The sequence below is a fragment of the Streptomyces sp. NPDC102490 genome (genome assembly GCF_044765285.1).
Taxonomy (GTDB): domain Bacteria; phylum Actinomycetota; class Actinomycetes; order Streptomycetales; family Streptomycetaceae; genus Streptomyces.
The window spans coordinates 73,986-91,921 of record NZ_JBIWJU010000010.1; the positions used below are offsets into that span (position 1 = coordinate 73,986).

General features: G+C 70.4%; 15 protein-coding genes. 14 read left to right on the top strand and 1 reads right to left on the bottom strand.

Annotation, left to right across the window (positions count from 1 at the left end; all coding sequences use genetic code 11):
* Positions 1-7: 7 nt before the first annotated feature.
* The 12 genes from murF (at position 8) to divIVA (ending at position 12,608) form a co-directional block, all read left to right on the top strand.
* On the top strand, positions 8-1,423 hold the full coding sequence (gene murF, locus ACIRGB_RS23480; RefSeq protein ID WP_403868355.1) for a UDP-N-acetylmuramoyl-tripeptide--D-alanyl-D-alanine ligase: 1,416 nt from the start codon (positions 8-10) through the stop codon (positions 1,421-1,423).
* Positions 1,423-2,514, top strand: a complete 1,092-nt coding sequence (gene mraY / locus ACIRGB_RS23485; protein WP_403869097.1) for a phospho-N-acetylmuramoyl-pentapeptide-transferase — start codon at positions 1,423-1,425, stop codon at positions 2,512-2,514. Before murF ends, mraY begins: the two co-directional genes overlap by 1 nt.
* A gap of 8 nt (positions 2,515-2,522) precedes the next feature.
* Positions 2,523-3,929 carry a UDP-N-acetylmuramoyl-L-alanine--D-glutamate ligase gene (gene murD / locus ACIRGB_RS23490; protein ID WP_403868358.1) on the top strand — a complete coding sequence of 469 codons (1,407 nt, stop codon included), beginning with the start codon at positions 2,523-2,525 and terminating at the stop codon, positions 3,927-3,929.
* A gap of 77 nt (positions 3,930-4,006) precedes the next feature.
* Positions 4,007-5,377, top strand: a complete 1,371-nt coding sequence (ftsW, locus tag ACIRGB_RS23495) for a putative lipid II flippase FtsW (RefSeq protein ID WP_403868361.1) — start codon at positions 4,007-4,009, stop codon at positions 5,375-5,377.
* Positions 5,378-5,383: 6 nt separating this feature from the next.
* Positions 5,384-6,478 (top strand): undecaprenyldiphospho-muramoylpentapeptide beta-N-acetylglucosaminyltransferase, encoded by a 1,095-nt coding sequence (gene murG / locus ACIRGB_RS23500; RefSeq protein ID WP_403868364.1) that lies wholly within the window; start codon positions 5,384-5,386, stop codon positions 6,476-6,478.
* A 26-nt stretch (positions 6,479-6,504) separates the two neighbouring features.
* Positions 6,505-7,299: a cell division protein FtsQ gene (gene ftsQ / locus ACIRGB_RS23505; protein WP_403868367.1), complete on the top strand. Its 795-nt coding sequence runs from the start codon at positions 6,505-6,507 to the stop codon at positions 7,297-7,299.
* A gap of 288 nt (positions 7,300-7,587) precedes the next feature.
* Positions 7,588-8,790, top strand: a complete 1,203-nt coding sequence (gene ftsZ, locus ACIRGB_RS23510; protein ID WP_161380268.1) for a cell division protein FtsZ — start codon at positions 7,588-7,590, stop codon at positions 8,788-8,790.
* Positions 8,787-9,515, top strand: a complete 729-nt coding sequence (gene pgeF, locus ACIRGB_RS23515) for a peptidoglycan editing factor PgeF (protein WP_403868370.1) — start codon at positions 8,787-8,789, stop codon at positions 9,513-9,515. Before ftsZ ends, pgeF begins: the two co-directional genes overlap by 4 nt.
* A 6-nt stretch (positions 9,516-9,521) precedes the next feature.
* Positions 9,522-10,241, top strand: a complete 720-nt coding sequence (locus ACIRGB_RS23520; protein ID WP_403868373.1) for a YggS family pyridoxal phosphate-dependent enzyme — start codon at positions 9,522-9,524, stop codon at positions 10,239-10,241.
* Between the two features lie 128 nt (positions 10,242-10,369).
* Positions 10,370-11,011 carry a cell division protein SepF gene (locus tag ACIRGB_RS23525; RefSeq protein WP_104635812.1) on the top strand — a complete coding sequence of 214 codons (642 nt, stop codon included), beginning with the start codon at positions 10,370-10,372 and terminating at the stop codon, positions 11,009-11,011.
* Between the two features lie 81 nt (positions 11,012-11,092).
* Entirely contained in the window at positions 11,093-11,377 is a 285-nt protein-coding gene (locus ACIRGB_RS23530) for a YggT family protein (protein WP_115908676.1), read from the top strand.
* 55 nt (positions 11,378-11,432) lie between these two features.
* Positions 11,433-12,608: an apical growth/hyphal branching protein DivIVA gene (gene divIVA, locus ACIRGB_RS23535; RefSeq protein WP_403868378.1), complete on the top strand. Its 1,176-nt coding sequence runs from the start codon at positions 11,433-11,435 to the stop codon at positions 12,606-12,608.
* Between the two features lie 205 nt (positions 12,609-12,813).
* On the opposite strand, the gene ileS is transcribed toward divIVA, so the two are convergent.
* A complete protein-coding gene (ileS, locus tag ACIRGB_RS23540) occupies positions 12,814-15,969 on the bottom strand; it encodes an isoleucine--tRNA ligase (protein ID WP_403868381.1) in 3,156 nt (1,051 codons plus the stop codon).
* Between the two features lie 550 nt (positions 15,970-16,519).
* Here ileS and ACIRGB_RS23545 point away from each other — a divergent pair.
* Both ACIRGB_RS23545 and lspA read left to right on the top strand, forming a co-directional pair.
* Positions 16,520-17,236 carry a TraR/DksA family transcriptional regulator gene (locus ACIRGB_RS23545; protein WP_403868384.1) on the top strand — a complete coding sequence of 239 codons (717 nt, stop codon included), beginning with the start codon at positions 16,520-16,522 and terminating at the stop codon, positions 17,234-17,236.
* A gap of 68 nt (positions 17,237-17,304) precedes the next feature.
* The gene (gene lspA, locus ACIRGB_RS23550; protein ID WP_403868387.1) at positions 17,305-17,910 is read left to right on the top strand and encodes a signal peptidase II; all 606 of its coding nucleotides are present in this window, start codon (positions 17,305-17,307) and stop codon (positions 17,908-17,910) included.
* The last annotated feature ends 26 nt before the right edge of the window (positions 17,911-17,936 follow it).

A 17,936-nucleotide genomic window follows, 5' to 3' on the forward strand; every position in this document is an offset into this window, starting at 1 on the left:
CGAACTTGTGATCACCCTCTCACTCGCCGAGATCGCAGACGTCGTCGGCGGGCGGATGCACGACATACCGGACGCCTCCGCCGCGGTCACCGGGCCGGTCGTCCGGGACTCCCGGGAAGCGGGGCCCGGCAGCCTCTTCGTCGCCTTCGTGGGCGAACGGGTGGACGGCCACGACTTCGCCGCGCAGGTCGTCGAAGCGGGAGCGGTGGCCGTCCTCGGCTCCCGCCCCGTCGGCGTGCCCGCGATCGTCGTGGACGACGTCCAAACCGCCCTGGGCGCCCTCGCCCGGCACGTCGTGCGACGCCTCGGCACCACCCTCGTGGCCCTCACCGGGTCGGCCGGCAAGACCAGCACCAAGGACCTGATCGCCCAGGTCCTGCGCCGCAAGGCGCCCACGGTCTTCACACCCGGCTCCATGAACAACGAGGTCGGGCTGCCGCTCACCGCGCTCACCGCCACCGACGAGACGAAGTTCCTCGTCCTGGAGATGGGCGCCCGCGGCATCGGCCACATCCGGTACCTGTGCGAGCTGACCCCGCCGAAGATCGGCCTCGTCCTCAACGTCGGCTCCGCGCACATCGGCGAGTTCGGCGGCCGGGAGCAGATCGCCCAGGCCAAGGGCGAACTCGTCGAGGCGCTGCCGCCGGCCGAGGAGGGCGGCACCGCGGTCCTCAACGCGGACGACCCCCTCGTACGGGCCATGGCCTCCCGAACGAAGGCGAAGGTGATCCTTTTCGGAGAGTCCGGCGAAGCGGACGTTCGCGCCGAGAACGTGCGACTCACGGACACCGGACAGCCTTCCTTCAGCCTTCACACACCCTCCGGTGCAAGCGATGTGACCATGCGCCTGTACGGTGAGCATCACGTGTCGAACGCGCTCGCCGCGGCCGCCGTCGCCCACGAGTTGGGCATGTCCGCAGACGAGATCGCCACCGCGCTCTCCGAGGCGGGCTCCCTCTCCCGCTGGCGGATGGAGGTCACCGAGCGCCCGGACGGCGTGACGGTCGTCAACGACGCCTACAACGCGAACCCCGAGTCCATGAAGGCCGCGCTGCGTGCGCTGGTCGCCATGAGCAAGGGGCGCCGTACGTGGGCGGTGCTCGGCAAGATGGCCGAGCTCGGGGACGAGGCGCTCGCCGAGCACGACGCGGTCGGACGGCTCGCCGTCCGGCTCAACGTCAGCAAGCTCGTCGCGGTCGGGGGCAGGGAAGCCCAATGGCTGCAACTGGGCGCATATAACGAGGGTTCGTGGGGTGAGGAGTCGGTGCACGTGTCCGACGCACAGGCGGCGGTCGACCTGTTGCGCAGCGAGTTGCGCCCGGGGGACGTCGTGCTCGTGAAGGCGTCCCGTTCGGTGGGTCTGGAAAGCGTCGCCACGGCGCTGCTCGAGGCCGGCACCGAGGGTGAGGTTGCCGCCCGATGATGAAGCAGATCCTGTTCGCAGGAGTCATTGGCCTCTTCCTGACGCTGGTCGGCACCCCGCTGCTGATCAAGCTGCTGGCCCGCAAGGGCTACGGCCAGTACATCCGCGACGACGGCCCGCGCGAGCACGCCAGCAAGCGCGGTACGCCGACCATGGGTGGTATCGCCTTCATCCTGGCGACGGTCGCCGCGTACTTCCTCGCCAAGGGCATCACCGGCTATCTGGACCCCGACATCGACGCGGGGCCGACCTTCTCCGGTCTGCTGGTGCTCGGCCTGATGGTGGGCATGGGCCTGGTCGGCTTCCTCGACGACTACATCAAGATCGTCAAGCGGCGTTCGCTGGGCCTGCGGGCCAAGGCGAAGATGGCCGGCCAGCTGATCGTCGGCATCGGCTTCGCCGTGCTCTCGCTTCAGTTCGCGGACAACCGGGGCAACACCCCGGCGTCCACGAAGCTGTCGTTCATCACCGACTTCGGCTGGACCATCGGCCCGGTGCTGTTCGTCATCTGGGCGCTGTTCATGATCCTCGCCATGTCGAACGGCGTGAACCTCACCGACGGCCTGGACGGCCTGGCCACCGGCGCCTCCGTCCTGGTCTTCGGCGCCTACACCTTCATCGGCGTCTGGCAGTTCCAGGAGTCCTGCGCCAACGCGCTGACCCTGACCAACCCGGGCGCCTGCTACGAGGTGAGGGACCCGCTCGACCTGGCGGTGGTCGCCTCCGCGCTGATGGGCTCCTGCCTCGGCTTCCTGTGGTGGAACACCTCGCCGGCCAAGATCTTCATGGGCGACACCGGTTCGCTCGCGCTCGGCGGCGTGCTGGCGGGTCTGGCGATCTGCTCGCGCACCGAACTGCTGATGGCCATCCTCGGCGGCCTGTTCGTCCTGATCACCATGTCGGTGGTCATCCAGGTCGGCTCCTTCCGCCTCACCGGAAAGCGGGTCTTCCGGATGGCGCCACTCCAGCACCACTTCGAACTCAAAGGCTGGTCCGAGGTCCTTGTCGTGGTCCGTTTCTGGATCATCCAGGGCATCTGTGTGATCGTCGGACTCGGCCTCTTCTACGCGGGATGGGCAGCGGACAAGTGACCTCCTCGGTGCCTTCGGAATTCACCGGCAAGCACGTCACCGTCGCCGGACTCGGCGTCTCCGGCGTCCCGGCGGCCAAGGTGCTGCACGGGCTCGGCGCGCACGTCACCGTCGTCAACGACGGCGCCGACGAGCGCGCCCGGACGCAGGCGGCGGAGCTGGAGGCGCTCGGCGTCACCGTGCGCCTGGGCGACGGGGACACGCTTCCCGAGGGCACCGAGCTGATCGTCACCGCGCCGGGCTGGAAGCCGGACAAGCCGCTGTTCACGGCGGCCCGCGAGGCAGGCGTCCCCGTCTGGGGCGACGTCGAACTGGCCTGGCGCCTGCGCGGCCCGGGCGCCGCCCCCTGGCTGGCGGTCACCGGCACCAACGGCAAGACCACCACCGTCCAGATGCTCGCGTCGATCCTGAAGGCGGCCGGTCTGCGCACCGCCGCCGTCGGCAACATCGGCGTCTCTCTGCTGGACGCGGTCACCGGCGAGGAGGAGTACGACGTCCTCGCCGTGGAGCTGTCCAGCTACCAGCTCCACTGGGCGCCCTCCCTGCGCGCCCACTCCGCCGTCGTGCTCAACCTCGCCCCGGACCACCTCGACTGGCACGGCTCGATGGAGGCCTACGCCGCCGACAAGGGCCGCATCTACGAGGGCAACCAGGTCGCCTGCGTCTACAACGTCGCCGACAAGGCCACCGAGGACCTGGTGCGCGCCGCCGACGTCGAGGAGGGCTGCCGGGCGGTCGGCTTCACGCTGGGTACGCCCGCCCCCTCCCAACTCGGCGTCGTGGAGGGCCTCCTGGTCGACCGCGCCTTCGTCGAGGACCGGCAGAAGAACGCCCAGGAACTCGCCGAGGTCTCCGACGTCAACCCGCCGGCCCCGCACAACATCGCCAACGCCCTTGCCGCCGCGGGCCTCGCCCGCGCCTTCGGCGTCCCCGCCGCCGCCGTACGGGACGGGCTGCGCGCCTTCACCCCGGACGCCCACCGCATCGCGCACGTCGCCGACGTGGACGGGGTGGCGTACGTGGACGACTCCAAGGCCACCAACACCCACGCCACCGAAGCCTCCTTGGCGGCCTACGAGTCGATCGTGTGGATCGCCGGCGGACTGGCGAAGGGCGCGACCTTCGACGAACTGGTCGCGGGCGCGGCGAAGCGGCTGCGCGGCGCGGTCCTCATCGGCGCCGACCGTGCCCTGATCCGCGAAGCCCTGGCGCGACACGCGCCGGAAGTACCCGTGGTCGACCTCGACCGGACCGACACTGGGGCGATGCTCCAGGCCGTCCAGGAGGCGCGGCGGCTCGCCCGGCCCGGCGACACGGTGCTGCTGGCACCGGCCTGTGCCTCGATGGACATGTTCACCAACTACAACCAGCGCGGTGACGCGTTCGCGCAGGCCGTTCGCGAACTCGGCGCCTGACCCGGCCGCCTCCTGCCGCCGGGTGAACTCGGGAGGACGCGTGGGACGGTCCATGCCGACGGACAGCGGAGGCCGCGATGCCCGGTAGTCCCCAGAGCCGCACCGGACGCCCGCCCGTGCAGCGGTCCGTCAAGCGACCCGCCGCACCGGTGCCGCCGCACGAGAACCCCGTGCTCCGCCTCTACCACCGGCTGCGCCGCGCCTGGGACCGGCCGCTGACCGCGTACTACCTGATTTTCGGCGGCAGTCTGCTGATCACCGTGCTCGGCCTGGTGATGGTCTACTCGGCGTCCCAGATCACCGCGCTCCAGCTGTCGCTGCCGGGCTCGTACTTCTTCCGCAAGCAGGCGCTCGCCGCGCTCATCGGCGCCGGCCTCATGGTCGCCGCCATGCGGATGCCGGTCAAACTGCACCGGGCGCTGGCCTATCCGATCCTCGCCGGGGCCGTCTTCCTGATGATCCTGGTCCAGGTGCCGGGGATAGGAGTCGCGGTCAACGGCAACCAGAACTGGATCTCGCTGGGCGGCTCCTTCCAGATCCAGCCCAGCGAGTTCGGCAAGCTGGCCCTGGTGCTGTGGGGCGCCGACCTGCTCGCCCGCAAGCACGACAAGAAGCTGCTGACCCAGTGGAAGCACATGCTGGTGCCGCTGGTGCCGGCCGCGTTCATGCTGCTGGGGCTGATCATGATCGGCGGCGACATGGGTACCGCGATCATCCTCACGGCGATCCTCTTCGGCCTGCTGTGGCTGGCCGGCGCGCCCACCCGGCTGTTCGCGGGCGTGCTCTCGATCGCCCTGCTGCTCGGCGTCATCCTCATCAAGACCAGCGCGAACCGCATGGCCCGGCTCAACTGCCTCGGTGCCACCGACCCGGGGCCCGGCGACTCCTGCTGGCAGGCCGTGCACGGCATCTACGCCCTCGCCTCGGGCGGGCTGTTCGGGTCCGGGCTCGGGGCCAGTGTGGAGAAATGGGGCCAACTCCCCGAAGCGCACACCGACTTCATCTTCGCCGTCACCGGTGAGGAACTGGGTCTGGCGGGGACGCTGTCGGTGCTCGCCCTCTTCGCGGCTCTAGGCTATGCGGGTATCCGCGTGGCCGGACGCACGGAGGACCCCTTCGTGAGGTATGCCGCGGGAGGCGTGACCACCTGGATCACGGCCCAGGCCGTGATCAACATCGGCGCGGTCCTCGGGCTGCTGCCGATCGCCGGTGTCCCGCTCCCGCTGTTCTCCTACGGGGGTTCCGCCCTGCTGCCGACCATGTTCGCCATCGGTCTGCTGATCGCCTTCGCGCGTGACGAACCCGGTGCGCGGGCGGCGCTTGCGTTGCGGCAACCTCGCTTTGGTAGAAAGCGGGGAGCCAGGGCACCCGCGGCCAAGCGGAGCCCTGGGAGTTGGAACACGATGCGACGGCGCGCCTCCGCGGCGCGCTCGTCCGGAGAGCGGTGAATTTCGGTGCATGTCGTACTCGCCGGCGGAGGAACCGCGGGCCACATCGAGCCCGCGCTCGCCCTCGCGGACGCCCTGCGCAGGCAGGATCCGACCGTGGGGATCACGGCCCTGGGCACGGAACGCGGCCTGGAGACCCGCCTGGTGCCCGAGCGGGGTTACGAGCTGGCGCTGATCCCGGCCGTACCGCTGCCGCGCAAGCCCACCCCCGAGCTGATCACCGTCCCGGGCCGGCTGCGCGGCACCATCAAGGCGGCCGAGCAGATCCTGGAGCGCACCAAGGCGGACGCCGTGGCCGGCTTCGGCGGTTACGTGGCGCTGCCCGCCTACCTCGCGGCCAAGCGGCTCGGCGTGCCGATCGTCGTCCACGAGGCGAACGCCCGGCCCGGTCTCGCCAACAAGATCGGCTCGCGCTACGCCGCGCAGGTCGCCGTCTCCACCCCCGACAGCAAGCTGCGCAACTCCCGCTACATCGGCATCCCGCTGCGCCGGTCCATCGCCACCCTCGACCGGGCCGCCGTCCGTCCCGAGGCCCGCGCGATGTTCGGGCTCGACCCCAACCTGCCGACGCTGCTGGTCACCGGCGGCTCGCAGGGCGCCCGCCGTCTCAACGAGGTGATCCAGCAGGTCGCGCCCTGGCTCCAGCAGGCCGGCATCCAGATCCTGCACGCGGTCGGCCCCAAGAACGAACTGCCGCAGGTCCACCAGATGCCGGGGATGCCCCCGTATGTCCCGGTAAGTTATCTGGACCGGATGGATCTCGCGTACGCCGCCGCCGACATGATGCTCTGCCGCGCGGGCGCGATGACCGTCGCCGAACTCTCCGCCGTCGGGCTCCCGGCCGCCTACGTCCCGCTGCCCATCGGCAACGGCGAACAGCGGCTCAACGCCCAGCCGGTGGTCAAGGCCGGCGGCGGGCTGCTGGTCGACGACGCGGAACTCACGCCCGAGTGGCTCCAGCAGAACGTCCTGCCCGTGCTCGCCGACCCGCACCGGCTGTACGAGATGTCCCGCGCCGCCGCCGAGTTCGGCCGCCGGGACGCCGACGACCTCCTCGTCGGCATGGTGTACGAGGCGATCGCCGCCCGCGCGCACCGCTAGACACGTCTGACGGAAGGCAGGGGAGCGTGGCCGGACCGACCACCGCCGAGCGCGGTGCACGCCAGGAGGAGTCGTCCGGCCCGCCCCGGGCCCGCCGCTTCCGGCCGCCCCGCCTTCGTACGATCATCATCCTCGCCGTCGCGCTCGTGCTCGTCGCGGGCGGAACGGTCTGGGTGCTCTACGGCTCGAACTGGACGCGCCTCGAAGACGTGTCCGTCTCGGGTACACGTGTTCTGACGCCCGCTCAGGTGCGCGAGGCCGCCGACGTGCCGGTCGGGGACCCGCTGATCTCGGTCGACACGGAGGCGGTCGAGGCCCGGCTGCGCCGGAAATTGCCCCGCATTGACGAGGTCGAGGCGGAGCGTTCCTGGCCGCACGGAATCGGACTGAAAGTGACCGAGCGTACTCCGGTCCTGATTGCCCAAAAGGGCCGAAACTTCGTAGAAGTGGACGAGGAAGGTGTCCGTTTCGCCACGGTTTCCAAGGCCCCGAAAGGCGTGCCCGCGCTGAAATTGGAACCCGCCCGTTCCGGCTCCGCCGCGCCGAGCCTGCGCCGCTTCGACGACGACCGCCTGGTGCGCGAGGCGGTGCGGGTGGCCGGCCGGCTTCCGGACAAGGTCGCCCGGGACACACGGGTCGTCGAGGTCCGTTCCTACGACGACATCTCGCTGGAGTTGAGCGGCGGGAGGACCGTGTCGTGGGGCAGCGGTGAGCAGGGTGTGCGCAAAGCCCGCGCGCTCACCGCGCTGATGAAAGCGACGCCCGACGCGCGGCACTTCGACGTGAGTGTTCCCACCGCCCCGGCGTCATCGGGGAGTTGACGGCCATACACGCAGGCCAGCACCCTGGTTGGGCAGCGCTACGGCTGATCACATAGGGTGAAAAGAAAAACGGGAGGTTCGGCGTGTTCGTTGAACGTGCGCCACTTGTCGACTTAGTGTCCTGTTCGGAAGAGTCCAAGGAACAGACACACTGGTAACCCTAAACTTCAGCGTTAGGGTTCGGGTCGGCGCTACGGACCGTCCCAATCGGCATCAGTCGTCGGGTCGCGGGGGCATCAGAGCTTCGGCGGCCGGACGACACGTAACTCGAGGCGAGAGGCCTTCGACGTGGCAGCACCGCAGAACTACCTCGCAGTCATCAAAGTCATCGGTGTCGGCGGCGGTGGTGTCAATGCCATCAACCGGATGATCGAGGTCGGTCTCAAGGGCGTCGAGTTCATCGCCATCAACACCGACGCACAGGCGCTGTTGATGAGCGACGCCGACGTCAAGCTCGACGTCGGCCGCGAACTCACCCGCGGACTCGGCGCCGGAGCCAACCCGGCCGTCGGCCGCAAGGCCGCCGAGGACCACCGCGAGGAGATCGAGGAGGTCCTCAAGGGGGCCGACATGGTCTTCGTGACAGCCGGTGAAGGCGGCGGCACCGGCACCGGCGGCGCACCCGTCGTGGCCAACATCGCCCGCTCGCTGGGCGCCCTCACCATCGGCGTGGTCACCCGCCCGTTCACCTTCGAGGGACGGCGCCGGGCCAACCAGGCCGAGGACGGCATCGCCGAGCTCCGCGAAGAGGTCGACACCCTCATCGTCATCCCCAACGACCGCCTGCTGTCCATCTCGGACCGGCAGGTCAGCGTGCTCGACGCGTTCAAGTCCGCCGACCAGGTGCTGCTCTCCGGTGTGCAGGGCATCACCGACCTCATCACCACGCCCGGCCTGATCAACCTCGACTTCGCCGACGTGAAGTCGGTCATGTCCGAGGCCGGTTCGGCGCTCATGGGCATCGGCTCGGCCCGCGGCGACGATCGCGCGGTGGCCGCGGCCGAGATGGCGATCTCCTCGCCGCTGCTCGAGGCGTCCATCGACGGCGCCCGGGGCGTGCTGCTCTCCATCTCCGGCGGTTCCGACCTCGGTCTGTTCGAGATCAACGAGGCCGCCCAGCTGGTCAGCGAGGCCGCCCACCCCGAGGCCAACATCATCTTCGGTGCGGTCATCGACGACGCCCTCGGCGACGAGGTACGGGTCACCGTGATCGCGGCCGGCTTCGACGGGGGCCAGCCGCCGTCCAAGCGGGACAACGTCCTCGGGTCCTCCTCGGCCAAGCGCGAGGAGCCCACCCCGGCCCGGCAGACCGAGAGCCGCCCGTCCTTCGGCTCGCTGGGCAGCGTCAAGCCGAAGGAGGAGCCCGAGCAGGCGCCCGCGCCGGAGCCGGTCGCCGACCTGCCGCCGGTCTCGCCGCCGCCGGTGCCGCCGTCGCGGACCTACTCGGACAGCGCGGCCGAGGAACTGGACGTGCCGGACTTCCTGAAGTGATAGGACAGCGCGACACCGTGAACGGCGCGCACTTCGGCTTCACCGACCGGTGGGGCGGAGTGAGCGCCGTTCCGTACGAGGAGCTCAATCTCGGCGGCGCGGTCGGCGACGAACCCGGCGCCGTCACGGCCAACCGGGAGCTGGCGGCCAAGTCGCTGGGCGTCGACCCGGCCCGGGTGGTCTGGATGAACCAGGTGCACGGCGCCGACGTCGCCGTGGTCGACGCGCCCTGGGGCGACCGCCCGGTGCCGCGGGTCGACGCCGTCGTCACCGCCGAACGCGGTCTCGCCCTCGCCGTCCTCACCGCCGACTGCGTGCCCGTCCTGCTGGCCGACCCGGTCGCCGGCGTCGCCGCCGCGGCCCACGCGGGCCGGCCCGGCCTGGTCGCGGGGGTCGTCCCCGCCGCCGTACGGGCCATGACCGGACTCGGCGCCGACCCCGCCAGGATCGTCGCCCGCACCGGACCCGCCGTGTGCGGCCGGTGCTACGAGGTGCCCGAGGAGATGCGCGCCGAGGTGGCCGCCGTCGAACCGGCCGCGTACGCCGAGACGAGCTGGGGCACTCCGGCGCTCGACGTGGGCGCCGGGGTGCACGCACAGCTCGAACGCCTCGGGGTGCGCGACCGGGCGCAGTCGCCGGTGTGCACCCGGGAGTCGGCGGACCACTTCTCGTACCGACGCGACCGCACCACCGGGCGGCTCGCGGGCTATGTGTGGCTGGACTGATGGGGCATGACGGACCGTAAGCACGAACTCGCCGCCAACCTGGCGGCAGTGGAAGAGCGCATCACCGCGGCCTGCGCGGCCGCGGGCCGCCCGCGCGAGGACGTGACCCTGATCGTGGTCACCAAGACCTACCCCGCGGACGATGTGCGCATTCTCTCGGAACTCGGGGTGCGCCACGTCGCGGAGAACCGCGACCAGGACGCGGCGCCCAAGGCCGCCGCCTGCTCCGACCTGCCGCTGACATGGCATTTCGTCGGTCAGTTGCAGACCAACAAGGTGCGTTCCGTAGTCGGTTACGCGGACGTCGTGCAGTCGGTCGACCGGGCCAGGCTGGTCACGGCCCTGTCGAAGGAGGCCGTACGGGCCGGCCGCGAGGTGGGCTGCCTCCTCCAGGTCGCGCTCGACGCGGGGGAGAGCGGGCGCGGGGAGCGCGGTGGCGTCGCGCCCGGCGGAATCGAAGAGTTGGCCGACCTGGTCGCCGGATCGGACGGGCTGCGGTTCGACGGGCTGATGACCGTGGCCCCGCTCACCGGCGAGTACGCGGGACGGCAACAGGCGGCGTTCGAGCACCTCATGGATTTGTCGACCTACGTGCGCCGAACCCATCCGGCTGCGAACATGGTCTCCGCGGGGATGAGTGCGGACCTCGAACAGGCCGTGGCCGCCGGAGCGACACATGTACGCGTCGGCACTGCGGTACTCGGAGTCCGCCCCAGGCTCGGGTAACGTCGCCAAGAAGTCGGACCACAGCAGAAAATATGGTCATTACCGCCGAAAGGCGGACGCAACGACCTCGTGGATCGCAGGCACTTGGAGTCGTCGGCAGATCCACCACAGAGCGGAGGACTCAGAGCATGGCCGGCGCGATGCGCAAGATGGCGGTCTACCTCGGCCTCGTGGAGGACGATGGGTACGACGGCCGGGGGTTCGACCCCGACGACGACTTCGAACCCGAACTGGACCCGGAACCCGAACGGGATCACCGGCGCCACGAACCGGCGCACCAGTCACATGGTGCGCATCAGCCCCAAAGGGACGAAGAGGTACGAGTCGTACAACCGCCCGCGCAGCGCGAGCCGATGCCCCGTTCCTCTTCGCTCGCGGCGGAATCCGGTCGTCCGGCGCGGATCGCGCCCGTGGCGTCCATCACACAAGAACGCGCAAGCCTGGAAAAGAGCGCACCGGTCATCATGCCCAAGGTCGTGTCCGAACGAGAGCCCTACCGGATCACCACACTTCACCCCCGGACCTACAACGAGGCCCGTACCATCGGGGAACACTTCCGTGAGGGCACTCCGGTGATCATGAATCTCACTGAGATGGATGACACAGATGCGAAGCGACTTGTCGACTTTGCGGCCGGTTTGGTGTTTGGTCTTCACGGCAGTATCGAGCGGGTGACGCAGAAGGTGTTCCTGCTGTCTCCTGCTAACGTCGATGTCACGGCGGAGGACAAGGCCCGCATCGCAGAGGGCGGGTTCTTCAACCAGAGCTGAGACGCACCACCGGTACAGAGCAAGAACACGGGCCCGAAGAAGGGTCCGAGAGATGGTTCAGGGGAGAGGGAAGCACAGGTCATGAGCGTGGTCCTGGATGTCATCTACATCGCGCTGATGTGCTTCCTCATCGTGCTCATCTTCCGGTTGGTCATGGACTACGTCTTCCAGTTCGCCCGCTCGTGGCAACCCGGCAAGGCGATGGTGGTCGTTCTGGAGGCCACCTACACTGTCACCGATCCACCGCTGAAGCTTCTGCGGCGGGTCATCCCGCCGCTGCGTCTCGGGGGCGTGGCGCTCGACCTGTCCTTCTTCGTACTGATGATCATCGTCTACATCCTGATCTCGATCGTGAGCCGGCTGTGATCGATGAGAGAGATACGGGCTTGCCGAATGCCGACGACAACGTTGAGGTGAAGAGATGCCGTTGACCCCCGAGGACGTGCGGAACAAGCAGTTCACGACCGTCCGCCTCCGAGAAGGCTATGACGAGGACGAGGTCGATGCCTTCCTCGACGAGGTCGAAGCCGAACTGACCCGGCTGCTCCGCGAGAACGAGGACCTGCGCGCCAAGCTGGCCGCGGCGACGCGCGCGGCCGCGCAGAACCAGCAGAACATGCGCAAGCCTCCGGAACCTCCGCAGGATCAGCAGCAGCAGCCGCAGCACCAGCAGGGGCATCCCCAGCAGCAGGGCGGTATGCCGCAGCAGGGCATGCGAGGACCCGGCGCTCCGGTGCCCGCCGGCATATCGGGCCCGCCGCAGCAGCAGATGGGTGGCCCCATGGGTGGACCGCCCCAGCTGCCGAGCGGTGCCCCGCAGTTGCCCGCCGGCCCCGGCGGACAGGGTGGCCCGCAGGGTCCCGGCCCGATGGGCCAGGGTCCGGGGCCGATGGGCCAGGGTCCGATGCAGGGCCAGATGGGTCCCGGTCCGATGGGCGGCCCCATGGGCGGCCCGCAGGGTCACGGCGGCCCCGGCATGCCCGGTCAGGGCGGCCCCGGCGGCGACAGTGCCGCCCGGGTGCTCTCGCTGGCCCAGCAGACCGCCGACCAGGCGATCGCCGAGGCCCGTTCCGAGGCCAACAAGATCGTCGGTGAGGCCCGTTCGCGCGCCGAGGGTCTGGAGCGGGACGCCCGTGCCAAGGCGGACGCCCTGGAGCGGGACGCGCAGGAGAAGCACCGCGTCGCGATGGGCTCCCTGGAGTCCGCCCGCGCCACGCTGGAGCGCAAGGTCGAGGACCTGCGCGGCTTCGAGCGCGAGTACCGCACGCGGCTGAAGTCCTACCTGGAGTCGCAGCTGCGCCAGCTGGAGACCCAGGCGGACGACTCGCTCGCCCCGCCGCGCACGCCCGCGACGGCTTCCCTGCCGCCGTCCCCGGCGCCCTCGATGGCACCGGCCGGTGCCAGTGCCCCGTCCTACGGCGGCAACCAGTCGATGGGCAGCGGTCCGGGCCAGTCCGGTCCGTCCTACGGCGGCCAGCAGCAGATGTCGCCGGCGATGACCCAGCCGATGGCACCGGTGCGGCCCCAGGGGCCGTCGCCGATGGGGCAGGCGCCGTCGCCGATGCGCGGGTTCCTGATCGACGAGGACGACAACTGAGCTGTAGTACGGCGTAGCCTTCGGCAACGTTCAGGGAGGGCCCCGGGTTTCCGACCCGGGGCCCTCCCTTTTGCGCGGCGGCGCCCGGCAAGCGCCGGTGAGCGAGACCCACCCTTGGGCCCGCACCGACAGACAGCAACGGCAGACAGCACTGGGCCCGGCGCCCCTCGCGCGAGGGAGGCCGGGCCCAGGTGTCGCCGGGCGGTTACTGCTTGCGCAGCCGGAACGAGAGGGACAGCCCCTCGTCCGTGAACGGCTCGCCGTATGTGTCGTCCGCCTCGCCCTGGGCGAAGTCCGTCGCCAGGACCTCGTCGGCGATCAGGCCGGAGTGGTCGGTCAGGGCGGCGATCGTCGCCGGGTCCGTGGCCGTCCAGCGCAGGGCGATCCGGTCGGCGACGTCGAGGCCGCTGTTCTTGCGGGCCTCCTGGATCAGGCGGATCGCGTCCCGGGCGAGGCCCGCGCGGCGCAGCTCCTCCGTGATCTCCAGGTCGAGCGCCACCGTCGCGCCCGAGTCGGAGGCGACCGACCAGCCCTCGCGCGGCGTCTCGGTGATGATCACCTCGTCGGGGGCGAGGGTCACGGTCTCGCCGTCGACCTCCACCGAGGCCGTGCCCTCGCGCAGCGCGAGGGACAGCGCGGCGGCGTCCGCGGCGGCGACGGCCTTCGCCACGTCCTGGACGCGCTTGCCGAACCGCTTGCCCAGCGCCCGGAAGTTGGCCTTCGCCGTCGTGTCGACCAGGGAGCCGCCGACCTCGCTCAGCGACGCCAGGGACGCGACGTTCAGCTCCTCGGTGATCTGCGTGTGCAGCTCGGGGGAGAGCGTGTCGAAGCCGGCCACCGCGATCAGCGCGCGGCTGAGCGGCTGCCGGGTCTTGACGCCCGACTCCGCGCGCGTGGCACGGCCCAGCTCGACCAGGCGGCGGACCAGGACCATCTGCTTCGACAGCTCCGGGTCGATCGCCGTGAGGTCGGCCTCCGGCCACGAGGACAGGTGCACCGACTCGGGCGCGCCCGGGGTGACCGGCACGACCAGGTCCTGCCAGACCCGCTCGGTGATGAACGGGGTCAGCGGCGCCATCAGCTTGGTGACCGTCTCGACGACCTCGTGCAGGGTGCGCAGCGCCGCCTTGTCGCCCTGCCAGAAGCGGCGGCGGGAGCGGCGCACGTACCAGTTGGACAGGTCGTCGACGAACGCGGACAGCAGCTTGCCCGCCCGCTGGGTGTCGTAGGCGTCCAGCGCCTGCGTGACCTGGTCGGTCAGCGCGTGCAGCTCGGAGAGCAGCCAGCGGTCGAGGACCGGGCGGTCGGCCGGGGCCGGGTCCGCCTCGCTCGGCGCCCAGCCCGAGGTGCGGGCGTACAGGGCCTGGAAGGCGACCGTGTTCCAGTACGTGAGGAGCGTCTTGCGGACCACCTCCTGGATGGTGCCGTGGCCCACCCGGCGGGCCGCCCAGGGCGAACCGCCGGCCGCCATGAACCAGCGGACCGCGTCGGCGCCGTGCTGGTCCATCAGCGGGATCGGCTGGAGGATGTTGCCCAGGTGCTTGGACATCTTGCGGCCGTCCTCGGCGAGGATGTGGCCGAGGCAGACCACGTTCTCGTAGGACGACTTGTCGAAGACGAGGGTGCCGACCGCCATCAGCGTGTAGAACCAGCCGCGGGTCTGGTCGATGGCCTCGGAGATGAACTGCGCCGGGTAGCGGCTCTCGAACAGCTCCTTGTTCTTGTACGGGTAGCCCCACTGCGCGAACGGCATCGAACCCGAGTCGTACCAGGCGTCGATCACCTCCGGCACGCGCGTGGCCGTCTTCCCGCACCCGTCCTGGGGGCAGGCGAAGGTCACGTCGTCGATGTACGGGCGGTGCGGGTCCAGGGCCGACTGGTCGGTGCCGGACAGCTCGGTCAGCTCCGCTCGGGAGCCGACGACCGTGAGGTGGTCGTCCTCGCAGCGCCAGATGGGCAGCGGGGTGCCCCAGTAGCGGTTGCGGGAGAGCGCCCAGTCGATGTTGTTGTTCAGCCAGTCGCCGTACCGGCCGTGCTTGACCGCCTCCGGGAACCAGTTGGTCTTCTCGTTCTCCTGGAGCAGGCGGTCCTTGATGGCGGTGGTGCGGATGTACCAGGACGGCTGCGCGTAGTACAGCAGCGCCGTGTGGCAGCGCCAGCAGTGCGGGTAGCTGTGCTCGTAGGGGATGTGCTTGAAGAGCAGGCCCCGGGTGTCCAGGTCCTCGGTCAGCTTCTCGTCGGCCTTCTTGAAGAAGACGCCGCCGACGAGCGGGACGTCCTCCTCGAAGGTGCCGTCCGGGCGGACCGGGTTGACCACCGGCAGGCCGTACGCGCGGCAGACCTTGAGGTCGTCCTCACCGAAGGCGGGGGACTGGTGGACGAGGCCGGTGCCGTCCTCGGTGGTGACGTACTCCGCGTTCACCACGTAGTGCGCGGGCTCGGGGAACTCCACCAGCTCGAAGGGGCGCTGGTACGTCCAGCGCTCCATCTCGGCGCCGGTGAAGGATTGCCCGGTGGTCTCCCAGCCCTCGCCGAGGGCCTTCTCCACCAGCGGCTCGGCGACGACCAGCTTCTCCCCACCTTCCGGGCCCTTCGTCGCGACGACGTAGGTGACGTCGGGGTGCGCGGCGACCGCCGTGTTGGAGACCAGGGTCCACGGGGTCGTCGTCCAGACGACCAGCGCGGCCTCGCCGGCCAGCGGGCCCGAGGTCAGCGGGAAGCGGACGTAGACGGACGGGTCGACGACCGTCTCGTAGCCCTGGGCCAGCTCGTGGTCGGACAGGCCGGTGCCGCAGCGGGGGCACCAGGGGGCGACGCGGTGGTCCTGGACCAGCAGGCCCTTGTCGAAGATCGTCTTCAGCGACCACCAGACGGACTCGATGTACTCGGGGTCCATCGTGCGGTACGGGTCCTGGAGGTCCGCCCAGTAACCCATGCGCGTGGTCAGCTCTTCGAAGGCGTCGGTGTGCCGGGTCACCGACTCGCGGCACTTCGCGTTGAACTCGGCGATGCCGTACGCCTCGATGTCCTGCTTGCCGGAGAAGCCCAGCTCCTTCTCCACCGCCAGCTCCACGGGCAGGCCGTGGCAGTCCCAGCCGGCCTTGCGGCCCACGTGGTAGCCGCGCATCGTGCGGAAGCGGGGGAAGACGTCCTTGAAGACCCGCGCCTCGATGTGGTGGGCGCCGGGCATGCCGTTGGCGGTGGGCGGGCCCTCGTAGAACACCCACTCGGGGCGGCCCTCGGACTGCTCCAGGCTCTTGGCGAAGATCTTCTGCTTACGCCAGAAGTCGAGCACCGCGTGTTCGAGCGCGGGCAGGTCGACCTGGGCGGGCACCTGGCGGTACTGCGGCTGCGTATTCAACGAGCTTCCTCCGGCGGACGTGCTGCCTTCCGTCGGAGGGACGAGAGCCGTGCTCCCGCGGTACCACCCTCCTTGGCCCGCCGGTGCGTCGTGTGCTCCGGTGAGCCCCCTCATTGGGGTCGCGAGCCGGTTCTACTCGCCGCGGCGGTCCTGCCACGGCTTTCTTCCGGCGGCTCCGGGGTGATCTTCACGTCGCGCTTGGCCCCCGGGCTCACACCGTCCCCGGGTCGCTCTGGGCTGCTGACGCCGCTACTCGTCCCCATCCACGCTTTTCGCTGCGCCCAGTGTACGGCGCCGGGCGGACAGCGGCCGACCGGATTTGTTGTGACCCGAATGCCGCCGTCCGGGGACCGGGTCCCGAGCGGTCCGGCCAGGGGGCTCGCGGCGGATTACCGGGCGGGGAGCTGGGCACAACGCAGGCATGCTCGCCGCGCGGCGCACGGTGGGCGGGCGAGTCGGGCGGCGTGCCCCGTTGCCGCGAGGGCGGAGTCGATTTATCGTCCCAGCACGATTCGCACGCAAGATCACAATATGTGAAGGGGCCGCGGCCATGGTGGCGAAGAAGAAGACGACGGCCGCGAAGCAGGGCGCCGCCGAGGAGGGCGCCGCGGAGCAGGACCCCGCGAAGAAGGCGGCGGCAGGGAAGAGCCCGGCACGGAAGACCGGGGCCGAGAAGACCGCGGCGAAGACCGCCGCGAAGAAGAGCACGGCCAAGAAGAGCACGGCGAAGAAGAGCACGGCCAAGAAGGCGGGCGCGGCCGAGGCCGCGGAGCAGACGGGAGCCACGACGGTGGTTGCGAAGAAGACTCCTGGCACGGCCACGGCGGCCAAGACCGCTGTTCCCAAGGCCCGCGGCACCGCTGCGGACCCCGGCGACCTCGCGGTACGCCCCGGGGAGGAACCATGGACCCCGCAGGAGGTCGAGGAGGCGCGCGGCGAGTTGCAGTCCGAGGCCGACCGGCTGCGCACCGAGATCGACTCCTCCGAGCGGTCGCTCCAGGGCATGATGCGGGACTCCGGCGATGGCGCGGGCGACGACGAGGCGGACACCGGCAGCAAGAACATCACGCGCGAGCACGAACTGGCGCTGGCCGCCACCGCGCGCGAGGTGCTCACCCAGACCGAGCGCGCCCTGGAACGCCTGGACGCGGGCACCTACGGCCTGTGCGAGAACTGCGGCAACCCGATCGGCAAGGCGCGGATGCAGGCCTTCCCGCGGGCCACCCTCTGCGTCGAGTGCAAGCAGAAGCAGGAGCGCCGGTCCTGAGCCGCGGCCGGGACGGGAAGTGTGCCGTACCCTCGTGCTCAGTCAAGGACCTAGGCTGAGGGACTCACGTGGCAGAGGCGGAGCGCATCATCGGTACTCCGGACACCCCGGACGCGGCGGGGGACGGGCGGGAGCGGCCCGACGCCGAACCGGAGCGGAAGCAGGAGCAGGCTCCTGAGCACCCTCGGGGCAAGCGGCGGGTCGCCGTGCTGTTCGCGGTCGCCGTGATCGCGTACCTGCTCGACCTGGGCAGCAAGATGCTGGTGGTCGCCAAGCTGGAGCACCACGAGCCCATCGAGATCGTCGGGGACTGGCTGCGGTTCGCGGCGATCCGCAACGCGGGCGCGGCCTTCGGCTTCGGCGAGGCCTTCACGATCATCTTCACGGTGATCGCCGCGGCCGTGATCGTCGTGATCGCCCGCCTCGCGCGCAAGCTCCGCAGCCTGCCCTGGGCGATCGCGCTCGGCCTGCTGCTCGGCGGTGCCCTCGGCAACCTCACCGACCGGATCTTCCGCGCCCCCGGCGTCTTCGAGGGCGCGGTCGTGGACTTCATCGCGCCCAAGCACTTCGCCGTCTTCAACCTGGCCGACTCGGCCATCGTCTGCGGCGGCATCCTGATCGTGATCCTCTCCTTCCGGGGCCTGGACCCGGACGGGACCGTCCACAAGGACTGAGCGGGCACCGGGGCTGAGCGGGCACC

What these genes read in the sequence shown, in the direction of transcription:
- mraY (WP_403869097.1), top strand. Translation starts at nt 1,423, where the DNA reads ATGAAGCAGATCCTGTTCGCAGGAGTCATTGGCCTCTTCCTGACGCTG.
- ftsW (WP_403868361.1), top strand. Translation starts at nt 4,007, where the DNA reads ATGCCCGGTAGTCCCCAGAGCCGCACCGGACGCCCGCCCGTGCAGCGG.
- ACIRGB_RS23520 (WP_403868373.1), top strand. Translation starts at nt 9,522, where the DNA reads ATGACGGACCGTAAGCACGAACTCGCCGCCAACCTGGCGGCAGTGGAA.
- ACIRGB_RS23525 (WP_104635812.1), top strand. Translation starts at nt 10,370, where the DNA reads ATGGCCGGCGCGATGCGCAAGATGGCGGTCTACCTCGGCCTCGTGGAG.
- ACIRGB_RS23530 (WP_115908676.1), top strand. Translation starts at nt 11,093, where the DNA reads ATGAGCGTGGTCCTGGATGTCATCTACATCGCGCTGATGTGCTTCCTC.
- divIVA (WP_403868378.1), top strand. Translation starts at nt 11,433, where the DNA reads ATGCCGTTGACCCCCGAGGACGTGCGGAACAAGCAGTTCACGACCGTC.
- ACIRGB_RS23545 (WP_403868384.1), top strand. Translation starts at nt 16,520, where the DNA reads ATGGTGGCGAAGAAGAAGACGACGGCCGCGAAGCAGGGCGCCGCCGAG.